This window comes from Flavobacterium restrictum, from assembly GCF_007097245.1.
In the GTDB taxonomy this organism is placed as follows: Bacteria; Bacteroidota; Bacteroidia; order Flavobacteriales; family Flavobacteriaceae; genus Flavobacterium; species Flavobacterium restrictum.
This window is the reverse complement of sequence record NZ_VJZT01000006.1, coordinates 111,886-126,707: the sequence shown is the minus strand read 5'-3', so window position 1 is coordinate 126,707 and position 14,822 is coordinate 111,886. Positions and strand designations below refer to the sequence as shown.

Sequence of the window (14,822 nt, the reverse complement as noted above, 5' to 3'; positions counted from 1 at the left end):
TCAATTATAGTTTGACTTTTTTTACGTTTTCTATATTTTCTAAAAACCAATTATAGGTTTTTTGGATTCCTTCTTCAAGTGCCACTTGATGTTTCCATCCTAGTGCATGCATCTTGGAAATATCCATTAATTTACGGGGTGTTCCGTCAGGTTTGCTTGCGTCCCAAATAATTTTGCCTTCGTGCCCTATAATTTTCTGAATGGTTTCAGCCAATTCTTTTATGGTTAAATCTTCGCCAGTTCCAACATTATAGAGGTACTCTGGCAATTTATTTTCTAAAGCAAAAACTACTGATTGTGCCATATCATCTACAAAAAGAAACTCACGCATAGGTGTTCCGCTTCCCCAAAGGGTTACATCGGCATGATTGTTCATTTTGGCTTCGTAAAATTTTCGCATCATTGCAGGCAAAACATGCGAGGTATTCAAATCAAAATTATCGTGTGTGCCGTATAAATTGGTTGGCATTAAACTCACATAATCTTTTCCAAATTGTTGCCTAATGGCTTGACAGGTTTTTACGCCTGTGATTTTAGCAATGGCGTACCATTCGTTGGTTGGCTCCAAAGTATCAGTCAGCAAATAATCTTCCTTTAAAGGCTGTGGTGCTAACTTGGGATAAATACAAGAACTACCCAAAAAAATAAATTTTTCAACACCTGATTGCAAAGCCGAATCAATCAAATTATTTTGGATTTGCATGTTCTCCATTATAAATTGATAAGGGAAATTGTTATTAGCCAAAATCCCTCCCACCCTAGCAGCGGCATCGATTATTACGTCTGGTTTTTCTTTGGCTATAAAAGCAGCAACTAATTGTTGGTTTCTCAAATCCAAATCGGCACTTGAAGAGCCAATTAAATTAGTATATCCTTTAGAAACGAGTGTTCTCCAAATGGCACTTCCTACCATTCCTTTGTGACCTGCAATATAAATTTTAGTATTGGTGTTCATAGGTACTTTTTTGGAACTATTACAAAAATTAGATTCAGTAAAATTATAAAATATCGCTATATCGTTTCATAGCTTCGCTACTCCTACTCCCAAAGGGGAAATAGAATATGCTTATATTGGTATTGGCAAATATAGTTAGAAAATTTTAATTTTTTTTTAACAATAAAAAAGTTCTATATACGTTCATACTGACTTTAATACTTTTTGAACGTAATCCATTTAAAATCAATGCTTTTTACAAAGTTAAAATCTTAAACATAATTATAACTTAATGTACACAAAATAATCTTACCTAATGATTACCACCAAATCAATAATTAAATTAGAAAATACTCATAAATCTTCAATTTACAAAAGGACATTTTTAGATTTTAATAAAACTTTACTTTAGTTTCATTTATTCTTTCTAACAAAAAAAACTATTCTGGAAAAATACATTTTCAAAATATATTAAACTTTATTTTTACCGATAACTTAAAAACAAATAGCATTAACCTGTTATTAAAATAAGTTGGGCGAACACCAATTCCTTTATAGTGCATTAATCCAATAGTATATGCTGCTATCTCAAGGCTACATTATAGCTATACCTCTCATAAAATAGATTGGTATTGTTTCCAAAAAAAATCCCAGAAATCAGGTGCTTTGCATTGATTTCTGGGAAAATAAATTTGAATTCACATCAAACTAATATTGATTTGTCGCCAGTAAGACCAACGTACAAGCAATTTCTACTTTAATATTATTTAACTCCAACAACTGATAAAACTCTGGATTTTCGGTTCCTGGATTAAAAACGACACGTTTTGGTTTGGTTTCAACAATATAGTTATAATAATCCCGCTGACGAGCTGGGTTCAAATAAAGCGTAATTGTATCAATGTTTTTCAACGGAATTGCTTTGGTTCGTATTTTTATCCCAGCTACTTCTCCTAAATTTTGTCCAATAGCAAGTACTGAATGCCCTTTTTCAACAAGCATTGTAATAGCCTTGAAAGCATATTTATCTGGTTTAGAAGAAGCTCCTAAAACTACCGTTTTTTTATTTTTCATCATTTTGTATCAATATATCAAATGCAAAAGTAAGCAAAATGCTTGGAGTGATTCGCATTTTTAAAAATAGATCCTCCATCTACTCTAAATTAAAAATCCTATCGAATTAAACGGATGGCTATAAAAAATGTAATTTTACGCCAAAAAAAAATATGGATCTTTTTATTTACCTTTTTGCGGCTCTTTTTTCAGTCATAAATCCTATTGGAACTGTACCTATTTTTGTGGGACTTACCCATGATGAATCCAAAAAAGAGCGTTCTAGAATTTCTTTATGGACAGCCATAAACGTATTCATCATTCTTATTGTTTCCTTTTTTATCGGGCAATATGCGTTAACTTTTTTTGGAATTGGCATTGATTCCTTACGAATTGCTGGTGGATTAATCATTGTAAGCTCTGGTTTTTCGTTGCTTTCAGGGAAATTCAACAAAAAAAGAGGTGTTAATAAAAAAGTAGAAACCGATGCTCAAAAACGAAACGATATCGCCTTAACTCCTTTGGCAATGCCAATGCTTGCTGGACCTGGATCTATCTCCTTATTAATTGCTTTTTACCAAGAACATCAAACCACAACCGAAATTATCATTGCAACACTTGCCATTTTAAGTATTGGCATCACCATATTCATTATTTTGCGTAGTGCCCATTATCTAGCACAACTTTTAGGTGCTGCTGGAATTGTAGCCATTTCTAGAATTGTAGGCTTTATAGTAATTGCAATAGGAATTCAATATATTGTAAGCGCAATTATCAATATTATAAAAGCTAACTTGAGCTAATAAAAAAGCCTTTTCTGGTTTGGTACAAAAAAGGCTTTTTATGTTTTATTTATTCTTTTGGTAGAAAAATTTCGGCCATCATACACCGGGCACTTCCACCTCCGCAAGCTTCTATGGTATCTAAACTGGAACTCAAAATGGTCACATGCTCTTCTAGTTGCCCTACTTGTTTTTTGGTCAAGCTCTTGTGAGCTGCAGCACTCATGACTAGAAATCGTCTTTCGTCGCTACCTATTACTTCAAGCATATTTCCGGCAAAATTGTTTACTTGATCCTCGGTAATGAGGATGATTTCTTTACCGTCACTTTTTAGATTATCCAAAACCATTTTGCGCTCTTTCTTGTCATCAATACAATCCGCACAAATAATTGCAAATGTTTCACCCAAACACATCATCACATTGGTATGATAAATTAATTTACGTTCTCCATTAACCGTTTGAAATGCTTCAAAAAGTACTGGTGCATAATCAAAATCCTCGCAAAATTCAATAAATAATTCTTCGTCGGCTCTTGGCGATAGTGCACAATACGCTTTGCCATTAGCCCTGTCAAGAAGTAAACTTCCTGTTCCTTCCAGAAAAAAACCATCGTCTTCGGCAATGGTATAATCCGTGATAAAATCATTGATCACAAATCCTTTGTCTTCTAGAATTTCTAAAATATCTTCTCTTCGTTCCAAACGACGATTTTCAGCAAACATAGGATACAAAACTACATCGCCACTTTCGTGAAAAGAAATCCAATTGTTTGGAAAAATACTGTCTGGCGTGTCTGGATTTAAAGTATCGTCAACAACTGTTACATCAACACCAACCATTTTTAATTTAGTGACAAAAACATCAAATTCATCTTGCGCTTTGGCATTGACCGTTTCAGGAGATAATCCGTCTAAAACTTTTTGATAATAATTATTAACTGCGGTTTGTTCGTTCATTCTAAAGGCTACTGGGCGAATCATTAGAATAGAATTGGTAGTTTGTTTCATTTTATTTTTATTAAAAGTAAAAAATTGTAATTCAAAAACGGCATTAATCTCTAATCAAAGGCAAGGTAGAACAGCGCAATAATCCTTCTTGTTTTGCAATTTCGCCATAAGGGATTTCTTCAACAACAAAATCATTTTGTCGCAACCAATTATTCAATCGTGTAAAATTTCTTTCGGAAACCACTACATTTGGTGCTATAGAGAACACATTTGAATTCATATGATACATTTCGTCTCTGGTGATATGAAACAGGTTTTCTTTTCCAAATAATTGTACTAGAAACATATAATCAGCTTCTTCTCGAAAACCACTTTTATAAATAATCCCTTTATTTGTTCCAACAGGTTGAAAGCAACAATCTAAATGTAGCGCATTATCTCGTGCCTCAATTTTTGATTTAACCAAATCAAATTCTTTGATGATTTTATTAGGAAACAACTTTTTGATGTATTGCACGCCCTGCCAATTGGTTCTGGCCGTAATATACTCTTTGTAATCGCTTCCTTTATAAGTGCCTATAAATATGTAGTCGTTCCAAAGCATCACATCACCACCTTCAATGTGCACTTCCTCTGGAGGACGAACCACTTTGAGAGGGTCTATTTGATTCAAAACAAACTCAATAGCTTCCAGTTCGCGTTCTCGGTCTGGCAAAATATTAGATTTAACAAACACGTCATCAATAACAAAACCTATGTCTCTAGCAAATATTTGATTGTAATTTTCAATCATTTCTGGACGAAAAACAGTCACATCATATTTTTCAAAAACGGCATTAAAAGCAGCCATTTCAGGAATCATATCCGCTTCTTTTGGATAGGTACCCGCTAGAATATGCTCCAGAGATTTAGGATCATAAGCCTCATTTTCATTAGGCGTAGGTCCATTATTTACGGCTGACCCAAGAACGACAGCACGCAATCTTGACGTTTCATTCTTTATATTTAATTGTAGCATTTTGTCTTTAATTTTGCCAAAGATAAAAAAAAGCTTCACGATATGTGAAGCTTTTTGAAATTGAATTTATCTTTTGTCCGAGGACTTGAAATCTCTCAAAGGATGTCCTGTATATATTTGTCTCGGACGACCTATTGGCTCTTTATTTTCACGCATTTCTTTCCATTGTGCAATCCAACCTGGTAAACGTCCTATAGCAAACATTACCGTAAACATGTCTGTAGGAATACCTAAAGCTCTATAAATTATACCTGAATAAAAATCGACATTAGGATATAGATTTCTAGCTTTAAAATACTCATCTTCCAAGGCTGCTTTTTCAAGTTTTTTGGCAATTTCTAGAATTGGATCTTCCACTCCTAATGTTGCCAAAACTTCGTCGGCTGCTTTTTTGATAATTTTGGCTCTTGGGTCAAAATTCTTGTATACTCTGTGTCCAAAACCCATTAATCTAAAAGGGTCATTTTTATCTTTGGCTTTAGCCAAATACGTTTCGGTATCAGCTCCAGAAGTATGAATTTCCTCTAGCATTTCGAGCACTGCTTGATTAGCACCTCCATGCAAAGGTCCCCAAAGTGCGGATACTCCCGCAGAGATAGAAGCAAATAAACCCGCATGAGAAGAGCCTACCATACGTACCGTTGAAGTAGAACAATTTTGCTCGTGATCCGCATGCAAAATAAACAACTTGTCAATGGCACTTATTATAACTGGATCTGGAGTATAAGGCCCTGTAGGCAATGCAAACATTAAACGCATAAAGTTTTCTACATATCCCTTGGTATTATCATAATAATTCAAAGGGAATCCCATGCTTTTTCTATACGTCCACGTTGCAATAACTAGGAATTTACCCATAGTTTTACATACCGCTTCGTACATTTCTTTTTCGTTATCAACATTTACTGATTTAGGGTTAAATGCTGTTAACGCACTTGTTAATGCCGAAAGTACACCCATTGGGTGAGCCGTTTTAGGAAATCCATCAATGATGTTTTTCATTTCTTCATTAACCAAGGTATATTTCCTGATATCGGTTTCAAACTGTTCTAACTCTTTAGTGCTTGGAAGTTCACCAAAAATTAACAAATAAGATACCTCAAGAAAATGTCCTTTATCTGCTAATTCTTCTATTGAATATCCTCGGTATCTTAAAATCCCTAGTTCCCCATCTAAAAAAGTAATTTCACTTTTACAAGAACCTGAATTTTTATAACCAGGATCTAATGTAATGACACCTGATAAATCTCTTAATTTACTAATATCAACGGCTGCTTCATTTTCGCTTCCTACAGTGATAGGAAGCTCAAATTTATTACCGTCAATTTCTAATGTTGCTATTTTTGACATACTATAATAGGAATAAAACTTTTGAATAAATATTTCTCAAATCTAATCAATTTAACACTAATTAAAAAGGCAATACTGCATTGAAATTGTTAAAAATTCATAAAAAAAGCCACTCGTTTGGGACGAATGGCTTTTTTATAAAATAATTAATAGTTATTTGATATTGAAAGCGTTTTTACCAGGAAAATAAGCAGTATTTCCAAGTTCTTCTTCAATTCTTAACAATTGATTGTATTTCGCCATACGGTCAGAACGCGAGGCAGAACCCGTTTTGATTTGACCACAATTTAAAGCTACAGCTAAATCAGCAATTGTATTATCTTCAGTCTCTCCAGAACGGTGTGACATTACAGATGTGTACCCTGCATTTTTGGCCATATTCACAGCAGCAATTGTTTCCGTCAAAGTACCAATTTGATTTACTTTTACTAAAATAGAGTTAGCAATTCCTTTTTCGATACCAGTTGACAAACGTTCTACATTGGTAACAAATAAATCATCACCTACCAATTGTACTTTATCACCAATTTTTTCAGTTAGTAATTTCCATCCATCCCAGTCGTTTTCATACATACCGTCTTCAATAGAAATAATAGGATAATTAGCAGCAAGTTCCGCTAAATAATCAACTTGTTCTGCTGATGTTCTAATTTTTCCAGTCTCGCCTTCAAATTTAGAATAGTCATATTTACCATCAACATAAAATTCTGAAGCAGCACAATCAAGCGCAATCATAATTTCATCGCCAAAAGTATACCCAGCATTCTCAACCGCTTTTTTAATAGTATCCAAAGCATCTTCGGTACCACCAGCTAAATTTGGAGCAAAACCACCTTCATCACCTACAGCTGTAGAAAGTCCTCTATCATGAAGAACTTTTTTCAAACTATGAAAAATTTCAGTTCCCATTTGCATAGCATGTGAAAAAGAAGTCGCTTTTACAGGGAAAATCATAAATTCTTGAAAAGCAATAGGCGCATCAGAATGGGAACCACCGTTGATGATATTCATCATTGGCACTGGAAGCGTATTAGCAGAAACTCCACCAACATATCTATACAAAGGCAATCCTAACTCATTAGCAGCCGCTTTGGCAACAGCAAGAGAAACTCCTAGAATAGCATTAGCTCCTAAATTTGATTTGTTTGGCGTTCCGTCTAAATCAATCATCATTTGATCAATTACGTTTTGTTCAAAAACAGAAGTACCAATTAACTCTTCAGCAATAAGAGTATTAACATTTTTCACAGCGTTCAAGACTCCTTTTCCTAGAAAAGCTTTACCTCCGTCACGTAATTCAACAGCTTCATGTTCACCGGTTGAAGCTCCTGATGGTACCGCAGCTCTACCTAAAACACCGTTTTCAGTAATTACATCCACTTCGATAGTTGGATTTCCTCTTGAATCAAAAATTTGTCTTGCGTGGATTTTTATAATAATACTCATTATTCTTATTTTTTATGTTATTAATTTGTATTTTAATCAAAATTAAAGAAAAAATCTAGTAGTCTTTAATTCTAAATCGTTTAAATTATTTTTTTATTAACGATAACGTTTTAGTTCTTGGCAGCTTTAATATTTTCGACAAATTGATCGAATAAATAAGCAGAATCATGTGGTCCTGGACTGGCTTCAGGATGGTATTGCACCGAAAAACAATTTTTGCTTTTCAATCGCATCCCCGCAACGGTACCATCATTAAGATGCAAATGAGTAATTTCTAAATCGGGATGATTCTCTAACTGTTCTTTGTTTACAGCAAAACCATGATTTTGAGAAGTAATTTCCCCTTTACCCGTTATCAAATTGGTAACTGGATGATTGATTCCACGGTGACCGTTGAACATCTTATAAGTCGAAACGCCATTTGCTAATGCAATTACTTGATGACCCAGACAGATACCAAATAAAGGATGGTTGTGCTCCAAAATTTCTTTTGCAACCTGAATAGCACCAAAAAGTGGATCTGGGTCACCAGGCCCATTAGACAAGAAATAACCATCAGGACTAAAGCTAGCAAGATCAGCATAAGAAGCATCAAAAGGGAATACTTTGATATAACAATCTCTTTTGGCTAGATTTCGAAGTATGTTGGTTTTAATTCCTAAATCTAAAGCTGAAATTTTATAGGTCGCATTTTCGTCACCGTAAAAATAAGGGGAAGTAGTTGAAACTTGAGAAGCCAACTCCAATCCAACCATATCAGGAGTTTTATCCAATGCACTTTTCAGCTCTTCTAGGGGTGTACCATCAGTACAAATAACCGCATTCATTGCGCCATTGTCACGAATATAACTCACTAATGCTCTTGTATCAACATCCGAAATACAGATGAGATTTTGTTTGATAAAATAGGATTCTAAACTTTCTGAAGAATCTGCTCTTGAGTAATTAAAACTGAAGTTTTTACATACCAATCCAGCGATTTTAATACTTTGAGATTCTACTTCTTTTTCATTAACACCATAATTACCAATATGCGCATTGGTAGCCACCATTAATTGCCCAAAATAAGAGGGATCTGTAAAAATTTCCTGATAACCAGTCATTCCTGTATTAAAACAAACTTCACCAAAAGTAGTTCCAGCAATTCCAATAGATTTACCATGGAAAATAGTACCATCGCTTAATAAAAGTATGGCGCTTTTTCTAGTTGTATATTTCATTTGTATATAAGATATTATGCAAATTTAATTTTTAAAAGTAGCGAAAACAAAAATTTCGTGTAAATTATTCAACATAAACAGTAAAATTGTTTCCAAAAAAAACAAAAAAAAAGGATAAACTAAAAATAGTCTATCCTTACATTTTATAAAATAGTTATTCTCATAACTACTCTGCAGCATCAGTTGTAGGTTCAGCTTCGGCGGCTGGAGCTTCAGTAGCTTCATCTGCTTTTTTTGCTTTTCCACCACGACGGCTTTTTGCTTTTTTAACTTCTTTTTTACCACCATTGTAAAGTTCATTGAAATCTACAAGTTCGATCATTGCCATATCAGCATTATCTCCCAAACGATTTCCAACTTTAATGATACGAGTGTATCCACCTGGACGGTCACCTACTTTAGCAGCTACATCTCTGAACAAGTCAGTTACAGCATATTTACTACGTAAGTTAGCAAAAACGATACGACGATTGTGAGTTGTATCTTCTTTTGATTTTGTGATAAGCGGTTCAACGAATTGTTTAAGCGCTTTTGCTTTAGCGACAGTAGTGTTAATACGTTTGTGCTCAATTAGAGAACAAGCCATATTAGCTAACATAGATTTTCTATGTGCAGTCTGTCTGCTTAAGTGATTGAATTTTTTTCCGTGTCTCATTGCTATTTTAAATTTAATCCGCCGTAGCGGACTGAATTATTCTTTATCTAGTTTGTATTTTGCCAAATCCATTCCGAAGTTTAAATTTTTAATAGCTACTAGTTCGTCTAGTTCTGTTAAAGATTTTTTACCAAAATTACGGAATTTCATTAGGTCATTTTTATTGAACGATACTAAATCACCAAGTGTATCAACTTCAGCCGCTTTCAAACAATTTAATGCTCTTACAGAAAGATCCATATCAACAAGCTTGGTTTTAAGCAATTGTCTCATGTGTAATGACTCTTCGTCATACGATTCTGTTTGCGCAATTTCGTCAGCCTCGAGTGTAATTCTTTCGTCAGAGAACAACATGAAATGGTGAATTAAAACTTTAGCAGCTTCAGTAAGAGCATCTTTTGGATTGATTGAACCATCAGTTTTTATTTCAAAAACTAATTTTTCGTAATCTGTCTTTTGCTCTACACGAAAGTTTTCAATTGAATATTTTACATTTTTTACAGGAGTAAAAATAGAATCCGTAAAAATGGTTCCAATCGCAGCATTTTGTTTTTTGTTCTCTTCAGCAGGAACGTAACCTCTACCTTTTTCGATGGTTAAATCGAAACTCAACTTGATTTTACTGTCTAAATTACAGATAACTAGTTCTGGATTCAAAACTTGGAAACCTGAAATAAATTTTTGAAAATCACCGGCTGTTAATTGATCTTTACCCGAAACAGAAATAGTAACTGCTTCATTATCGATATCTTCAATTTGACGTTTAAAACGTACTTGTTTAAGATTAAGGATAATTTCGGTAACGTCCTCAACAACTCCTGAAATAGTAGAAAACTCATGATCTACACCTTCTATGCGAACAGATGTAATTGCATAACCTTCTAATGCTGAAAGCAAAACTCTTCTAAGTGCATTACCAACGGTCAATCCGTAACCTGGTTCTAAAGGTCTAAATTCAAATTTACCTTCAAAATCGGTTGAATCGATCATGATAACTTTATCGGGCTTCTGAAAATTAAATATTGCCATAAATTTCGACTAAGTCAATTATTATTTGTTGTACAACTCTACGATTAATTGTTCTTTGATGTTTTCTGGAATTTGAAGTCTAGCAGGAACAGTAACAAAAGTACCTGATTTAGTTTCATTATTCCAAGTAATCCATTCATAAACATGACTTGAATTAGATAAAGAACGTTCGATAGATTCTAAAGATTTAGATTTTTCACGAACACCTACTACATCACCTGGTTTCAAGTGGTAAGAAGGAATATTAACATTTTCTCCGTTTACAGTAATGTGACGGTGAGAAACGATTTGACGAGCACCTCTTCTAGATGGAGCAATCCCCATTCTAAAAACAACATTGTCTAATCTTGCTTCACACAATTGTAACAAAACTTCACCAGTAACACCTTTGGTAGCTGATGCTTTTTTGAATAAACCTCTAAATTGTTTTTCTAAAATTCCGTAAGAATATTTAGCTTTTTGCTTTTCCATTAACTGAACAGCAAATTCAGATTTTTTACCTCTTTTTTTAGCCATCCCGTGTTGACCAGGAGGATAATTTCTTTTTTCGAATGCTTTATCATCACCGAAAATTGCCTCGCCAAATTTACGAGCGATTCTTGTACTAGGACCAGTATATCTTGCCATTTTAAATTGTTTAAGATTGAGATTATGAATTCAGGTCTTATCCTTCAATAATCGATATTCAATCTAGGTTATACTATAATATTTTTTGAGTATTAAACTCTACGTCTTTTTGGAGGACGACATCCGTTGTGAGGCATTGGAGTAACATCGATAATCTCTGTAACTTCAATTCCACCGTTATGTAAAGAACGAATAGCAGACTCACGTCCGTTTCCTGGTCCTTTAACATACACTTTTACTTTTTTAAGTCCAGCCTCAAGAGCTACTTTGCTACAATCTTCTGCTGCCATTTGGGCTGCGTATGGAGTATTCTTTTTGGAACCTCTAAAACCCATTTTTCCAGCTGAAGACCAAGAAATAACTTCACCTTTTTTGTTTGTCAAAGAAATGATGATATTATTGAAGGTAGCAGAAATGTGAGCTTCTCCCGTTGATTCAACGATAACTTTACGTTTTTTTGCAGTTGCTTTAGCCATATCTACTTATTATTTAGTTGCTTTTTTCTTGTTAGCAACAGTTTTTCTTTTACCTTTTCTTGTTCTAGAGTTGTTTTTAGTTCTTTGTCCTCTTAAAGGAAGACCAGATCTATGACGAATTCCTCTGTAACAACCAATATCCATTAAACGTTTGATGTTTAAAGAAACTTCTGAACGTAATTCTCCTTCAATTTTAAAAGTTGATACCGCCTCACGAATTGCTCCGATTTCGTCATCATTCCAATCTTGAACTTTTTTATCTTGGCTAACTTGAGCTTTTTCTAAAATCTCAATAGCTCTACTTTTTCCTAATCCGAAGATGTAGGTAAGTGCTATAACACCTCTCTTGTTTTTTGGGATATCTACCCCTGCTATTCTTGCCATAATTATCCTTGTCTTTGTTTAAATCTAGGATTCTTTTTGTTGATTACGTATAATCTGCCTTTTCTTCGTACAATTTTGCACTCGGCACTTCTTTTTTTAACTGATGCTCTTACTTTCATTTTGAATATCTTTAATACCTATAAGTAATTCTTGCTTTAGACAAATCATAAGGGCTCATTTCTAGTTTCACTTTATCACCAGGTAATAATTTGATATAATGCATTCGCATTTTTCCAGAAATATGAGCAATTACAATATGCCCGTTTTCTAATTCTACTCGGAACATCGCATTCGATAATGCTTCAATGATGGATCCGTCTTGTTCTATTGCTGATTGTTTTGCCATAAGTTAAGCTACTGCTTTTCTATTTTTACCACTTTTCATCAAACCATCATAGTGCTTATTTAACAGGTATGAATTAATTTGTTGAATTGTATCAATGGCAACACCTACCATAATTATCAATGAAGTACCTCCGAAAAACATTGCCCAAGATTGTTGTACATCCATAATACTTACAACAATTGCTGGGAACACAGCTATCAAAGCAAGAAATAAAGATCCTGGAAAGGTTATCAAGGACATCACTTTATCAAGATAATCAGAAGTTTCTGCACCAGGTCTAACCCCTGGAATAAAACCACCGCTTCTCTTTAAATCATCAGACATCTTGTTAGTAGGAACAGTAATGGCAGTGTAAAAGAAAGTAAATACAACTATTAGAGTTGCAAATACAAAATTATACCAAAACCCAAACATATTACTAAAAGCACCAACGATAGATTGTGAAGTATCTGATTTAGACAAACCTGCTACAGCAGCTGGAATAAACATAATAGCTTGTGCAAATATAATTGGCATAACTCCTGAAGCATTAAGTTTCAAAGGAATCCATTGTCTATTTCCACCCATCATATCTTGTTCAAAATCGCCTGATGTTGTACGACGAGCGTACTGTACTGGGATTTTTCGAACAGCCATAACTAATAATACACAAGAAATAATAACCAATAACCAAACAATAATTTCAACAACCAATAACATTGGACCTCCATTGTTGTTTGTAACTCTAGTCGTAAATTCTTGAATAAAAGCTTGTGGCAATCTAGCTAAAATTCCAACCATGATTAAAAGTGATATTCCATTTCCAATACCTTTATCAGTAATTTTTTCTCCTAACCACATGGCAAATATTGTACCTGTAACAAGGATGATAACTGAAGAAAATAAGAATGCAGGAGAATTAAAACCTAAAAGAAAAGCACCGCTAGGCAATGTTCTGTAAAGGTTATAAATATACGTTGGCCCTTGAACTAAAGTAATTACAATAGTTAACCAACGCGTAATCTGATTTATCTTTTTTCTACCACTTTCTCCATCACTCTGAAGCTTTTGAAGATAAGGAATTGCTATTCCCATCAACTGAACCACAATAGATGCTGAAATGTAAGGCATAATACCTAAAGCAAAAACAGAAGCTTTAGAAAATGCACCTCCAGTAAACATATCAAGAATAGATCCGATACCATTTTTAGTTTGACCAGCAAGACCAGTCAATTGTGTTGCATCTATACCAGGAAGCGTAACATGTGCTCCAAAACGATACACTAAAAGCAGTCCTAATGTAATAAGGATTCTATTTTTTAGCTCCTCGATTTTCCATACATTACTTAATGATTCAAAAAATTTCTTCATGTTAATTGAAAAATTATATTATTACAGCTTCTCCACCAGCAGCCTCAATAGCAGCTTTAGCGGTTGCAGTAAATTTGTGAGCAGTTACCTTCAATTTAGCCGTTAATTCTCCTCTACCTAAAATCTTTACGATTTCATTTTTGGTAGCCAAACGATTTGCTACATAAACTGTCATATCAACAGATTCAGTTACAATACCATTATCAACTAATAATTGAAGTGTATCTAGATTTACACCTTCGTAATCTTTACGATTGATGTTTGTAAAACCAAACTTAGGCACACGTCTTTGAAGAGGCATTTGACCTCCTTCAAAACCAATCTTTTTAGAATAACCAGAACGAGATTTTGCTCCTTTGTGACCTCTTGCAGAAGTACCACCTTTTCCAGAACCTTCACCTCTACCTAATCTTTTATTTTGATTGTGTGTAGCACCTTCAGCAGGTTGTAAGTTACTTAAATTCATAACAGTATTTGTTATTTAGCTTCCTCTACAGAAACTAAGTGTTTAACTTTATTTATCATACCAAGGATTGCAGGATTTGAATCATGCTCTACAACTTGTCCCATTTTACGTAGACCTAAAGCTTCCAAACCTCTTTTTTGAGTAAGAGGGCAGTTAATTTTACTACGTACTTGTTTTACTAATAATTTAGCCATAATTTCCTTGAATTAACCTTTAAAAACTTTCTCTAATGAAACGCCTCTTTGTTTTGCAACAGTATGAGCACTTCTCATTTGCAATAAAGCATCAAAAGTTGCTTTAACTACGTTATGAGGATTTGAAGATCCTTGTGATTTAGATAATACATCATGAATACCTACTGATTCAAGAACTGAACGAACAGCCCCACCAGCAATAACTCCTGTACCATGAGAGGCAGGAATTAAGAATACACGTGCACCACCAAATTTACCTTTTTGTTCGTGAGGAACCGATTGTCCATTCAAAGGAATTTTTACTAAATTTTTCTTTGCATCTTCTACTGCTTTCGCAATTGCTTCAGAAACATCTTTAGATTTTCCCAATCCATGTCCAACAACTCCATTTTCATCACCTACAACTACAATAGCAGAAAAACCAAAAGCTCTACCACCCTTTGTAACTTTAGTAACACGATTAACACTTACCAAACGATCTTTAAGTTCAAGACCACTTGGTTTTACTAGCTCTACATTCTTGTATTTACTATTAGACATACT

19 protein-coding genes are annotated in these 14,822 nt (G+C 34.1%); 1 reads left to right on the top strand and 18 read right to left on the bottom strand.

The genetic code is table 11. The annotated features are described in order from the left end of the window. Window positions 1–4: 4 nt before the first annotated feature. Window positions 5–955, bottom strand: coding sequence for a GDP-L-fucose synthase family protein (locus FNW21_RS07835; protein ID WP_144256177.1), 951 nt, complete (start codon window positions 953–955; stop codon window positions 5–7). A 687-nt stretch (window positions 956–1,642) separates the two neighbouring features. Continuing rightward, window positions 1,643–2,008 carry a CoA-binding protein gene (locus tag FNW21_RS07830; RefSeq protein WP_144256228.1) on the bottom strand — a complete coding sequence of 122 codons (366 nt, stop codon included), beginning with the start codon at window positions 2,006–2,008 and terminating at the stop codon, window positions 1,643–1,645. 152 nt (window positions 2,009–2,160) lie between these two features. Here FNW21_RS07830 and FNW21_RS07825 point away from each other — a divergent pair, with 152 nt between their 5' ends. Further along, complete coding sequence (locus FNW21_RS07825) at window positions 2,161–2,790, top strand: MarC family NAAT transporter (protein WP_144256176.1); 630 nt, start codon at window positions 2,161–2,163, stop codon at window positions 2,788–2,790. Between the two features lie 49 nt (window positions 2,791–2,839). Here the strand turns inward: FNW21_RS07825 and ctlX are convergent, their stop codons facing one another. From ctlX to rpsE, 16 genes are all read right to left on the bottom strand, one after another. Further along, window positions 2,840–3,778 carry a citrulline utilization hydrolase CtlX gene (gene ctlX / locus FNW21_RS07820; protein WP_144256175.1) on the bottom strand — a complete coding sequence of 313 codons (939 nt, stop codon included), beginning with the start codon at window positions 3,776–3,778 and terminating at the stop codon, window positions 2,840–2,842. Window positions 3,779–3,821: 43 nt separating this feature from the next. Next, on the bottom strand, window positions 3,822–4,736 hold the full coding sequence (locus FNW21_RS07815) for a dimethylarginine dimethylaminohydrolase family protein (protein ID WP_144256174.1): 915 nt from the start codon (window positions 4,734–4,736) through the stop codon (window positions 3,822–3,824). Window positions 4,737–4,802: 66 nt separating this feature from the next. Next, window positions 4,803–6,086, bottom strand: coding sequence for a citrate synthase (locus FNW21_RS07810; protein ID WP_144256173.1), 1,284 nt, complete (start codon window positions 6,084–6,086; stop codon window positions 4,803–4,805). A 153-nt stretch (window positions 6,087–6,239) separates the two neighbouring features. Then, window positions 6,240–7,532, bottom strand: a complete 1,293-nt coding sequence (gene eno, locus FNW21_RS07805; RefSeq protein ID WP_144256172.1) for a phosphopyruvate hydratase — start codon at window positions 7,530–7,532, stop codon at window positions 6,240–6,242. A 110-nt stretch (window positions 7,533–7,642) separates the two neighbouring features. Further along, on the bottom strand, window positions 7,643–8,752 hold the full coding sequence (carA, locus tag FNW21_RS07800) for a glutamine-hydrolyzing carbamoyl-phosphate synthase small subunit (RefSeq protein WP_144256171.1): 1,110 nt from the start codon (window positions 8,750–8,752) through the stop codon (window positions 7,643–7,645). 166 nt (window positions 8,753–8,918) lie between these two features. Further along, on the bottom strand, window positions 8,919–9,407 hold the full coding sequence (rplQ, locus tag FNW21_RS07795) for a 50S ribosomal protein L17 (RefSeq protein WP_144256170.1): 489 nt from the start codon (window positions 9,405–9,407) through the stop codon (window positions 8,919–8,921). Between the two features lie 36 nt (window positions 9,408–9,443). After that, window positions 9,444–10,436, bottom strand: a complete 993-nt coding sequence (locus tag FNW21_RS07790; RefSeq protein WP_144256169.1) for a DNA-directed RNA polymerase subunit alpha — start codon at window positions 10,434–10,436, stop codon at window positions 9,444–9,446. Between the two features lie 21 nt (window positions 10,437–10,457). After that, the gene (rpsD, locus tag FNW21_RS07785) at window positions 10,458–11,063 is read right to left on the bottom strand and encodes a 30S ribosomal protein S4 (protein WP_144256168.1); all 606 of its coding nucleotides are present in this window, start codon (window positions 11,061–11,063) and stop codon (window positions 10,458–10,460) included. A gap of 92 nt (window positions 11,064–11,155) precedes the next feature. After that, complete coding sequence (rpsK, locus tag FNW21_RS07780; RefSeq protein WP_024981527.1) at window positions 11,156–11,539, bottom strand: 30S ribosomal protein S11; 384 nt, start codon at window positions 11,537–11,539, stop codon at window positions 11,156–11,158. 9 nt (window positions 11,540–11,548) lie between these two features. After that, on the bottom strand, window positions 11,549–11,923 hold the full coding sequence (gene rpsM, locus FNW21_RS07775) for a 30S ribosomal protein S13 (protein ID WP_073018962.1): 375 nt from the start codon (window positions 11,921–11,923) through the stop codon (window positions 11,549–11,551). Window positions 11,924–11,925: 2 nt separating this feature from the next. Next, window positions 11,926–12,042 carry a type B 50S ribosomal protein L36 gene (gene ykgO, locus FNW21_RS07770; RefSeq protein ID WP_073370549.1) on the bottom strand — a complete coding sequence of 39 codons (117 nt, stop codon included), beginning with the start codon at window positions 12,040–12,042 and terminating at the stop codon, window positions 11,926–11,928. 11 nt (window positions 12,043–12,053) lie between these two features. Further along, a complete protein-coding gene (infA, locus tag FNW21_RS07765) occupies window positions 12,054–12,269 on the bottom strand; it encodes a translation initiation factor IF-1 (protein WP_007136545.1) in 216 nt (71 codons plus the stop codon). 3 nt (window positions 12,270–12,272) lie between these two features. After that, the gene (gene secY / locus FNW21_RS07760; protein WP_144256167.1) at window positions 12,273–13,619 is read right to left on the bottom strand and encodes a preprotein translocase subunit SecY; all 1,347 of its coding nucleotides are present in this window, start codon (window positions 13,617–13,619) and stop codon (window positions 12,273–12,275) included. A gap of 13 nt (window positions 13,620–13,632) precedes the next feature. Then, window positions 13,633–14,085, bottom strand: coding sequence for a 50S ribosomal protein L15 (gene rplO / locus FNW21_RS07755; protein ID WP_144256166.1), 453 nt, complete (start codon window positions 14,083–14,085; stop codon window positions 13,633–13,635). Between the two features lie 11 nt (window positions 14,086–14,096). Next, a complete protein-coding gene (rpmD, locus tag FNW21_RS07750; RefSeq protein ID WP_026706255.1) occupies window positions 14,097–14,279 on the bottom strand; it encodes a 50S ribosomal protein L30 in 183 nt (60 codons plus the stop codon). A 12-nt stretch (window positions 14,280–14,291) separates the two neighbouring features. Then, window positions 14,292–14,819 carry a 30S ribosomal protein S5 gene (gene rpsE / locus FNW21_RS07745; RefSeq protein WP_144256165.1) on the bottom strand — a complete coding sequence of 176 codons (528 nt, stop codon included), beginning with the start codon at window positions 14,817–14,819 and terminating at the stop codon, window positions 14,292–14,294. Window positions 14,820–14,822 lie beyond the last annotated feature (3 nt).

Bases quoted from the DNA above. Each gene is read 5' to 3' on its own strand.
- rpsM (WP_073018962.1), bottom strand. From the start codon at position 11,923: ATGGCAAGAATAGCAGGGGTAGATATCCCAAAAAACAAGAGAGGTGTT.
- rplO (WP_144256166.1), bottom strand. From the start codon at position 14,085: ATGAATTTAAGTAACTTACAACCTGCTGAAGGTGCTACACACAATCAA.
- rpsE (WP_144256165.1), bottom strand. From the start codon at position 14,819: ATGTCTAATAGTAAATACAAGAATGTAGAGCTAGTAAAACCAAGTGGT.
- infA (WP_007136545.1), bottom strand. From the start codon at position 12,269: ATGGCAAAACAATCAGCAATAGAACAAGACGGATCCATCATTGAAGCA.
- secY (WP_144256167.1), bottom strand. From the start codon at position 13,619: ATGAAGAAATTTTTTGAATCATTAAGTAATGTATGGAAAATCGAGGAG.
- rpsK (WP_024981527.1), bottom strand. From the start codon at position 11,539: ATGGCTAAAGCAACTGCAAAAAAACGTAAAGTTATCGTTGAATCAACG.
- FNW21_RS07790 (WP_144256169.1), bottom strand. From the start codon at position 10,436: ATGGCAATATTTAATTTTCAGAAGCCCGATAAAGTTATCATGATCGAT.
- eno (WP_144256172.1), bottom strand. From the start codon at position 7,532: ATGAGTATTATTATAAAAATCCACGCAAGACAAATTTTTGATTCAAGA.
- FNW21_RS07815 (WP_144256174.1), bottom strand. From the start codon at position 4,736: ATGCTACAATTAAATATAAAGAATGAAACGTCAAGATTGCGTGCTGTC.
- FNW21_RS07830 (WP_144256228.1), bottom strand. From the start codon at position 2,008: ATGAAAAATAAAAAAACGGTAGTTTTAGGAGCTTCTTCTAAACCAGAT.
- rplQ (WP_144256170.1), bottom strand. From the start codon at position 9,407: ATGAGACACGGAAAAAAATTCAATCACTTAAGCAGACAGACTGCACAT.
- ykgO (WP_073370549.1), bottom strand. From the start codon at position 12,042: ATGAAAGTAAGAGCATCAGTTAAAAAAAGAAGTGCCGAGTGCAAAATT.
- FNW21_RS07825 (WP_144256176.1), top strand. From the start codon at position 2,161: ATGGATCTTTTTATTTACCTTTTTGCGGCTCTTTTTTCAGTCATAAAT.
- ctlX (WP_144256175.1), bottom strand. From the start codon at position 3,778: ATGAAACAAACTACCAATTCTATTCTAATGATTCGCCCAGTAGCCTTT.
- carA (WP_144256171.1), bottom strand. From the start codon at position 8,752: ATGAAATATACAACTAGAAAAAGCGCCATACTTTTATTAAGCGATGGT.
- rpmD (WP_026706255.1), bottom strand. From the start codon at position 14,279: ATGGCTAAATTATTAGTAAAACAAGTACGTAGTAAAATTAACTGCCCT.
- rpsD (WP_144256168.1), bottom strand. From the start codon at position 11,063: ATGGCAAGATATACTGGTCCTAGTACAAGAATCGCTCGTAAATTTGGC.
- FNW21_RS07835 (WP_144256177.1), bottom strand. From the start codon at position 955: ATGAACACCAATACTAAAATTTATATTGCAGGTCACAAAGGAATGGTA.
- FNW21_RS07810 (WP_144256173.1), bottom strand. From the start codon at position 6,086: ATGTCAAAAATAGCAACATTAGAAATTGACGGTAATAAATTTGAGCTT.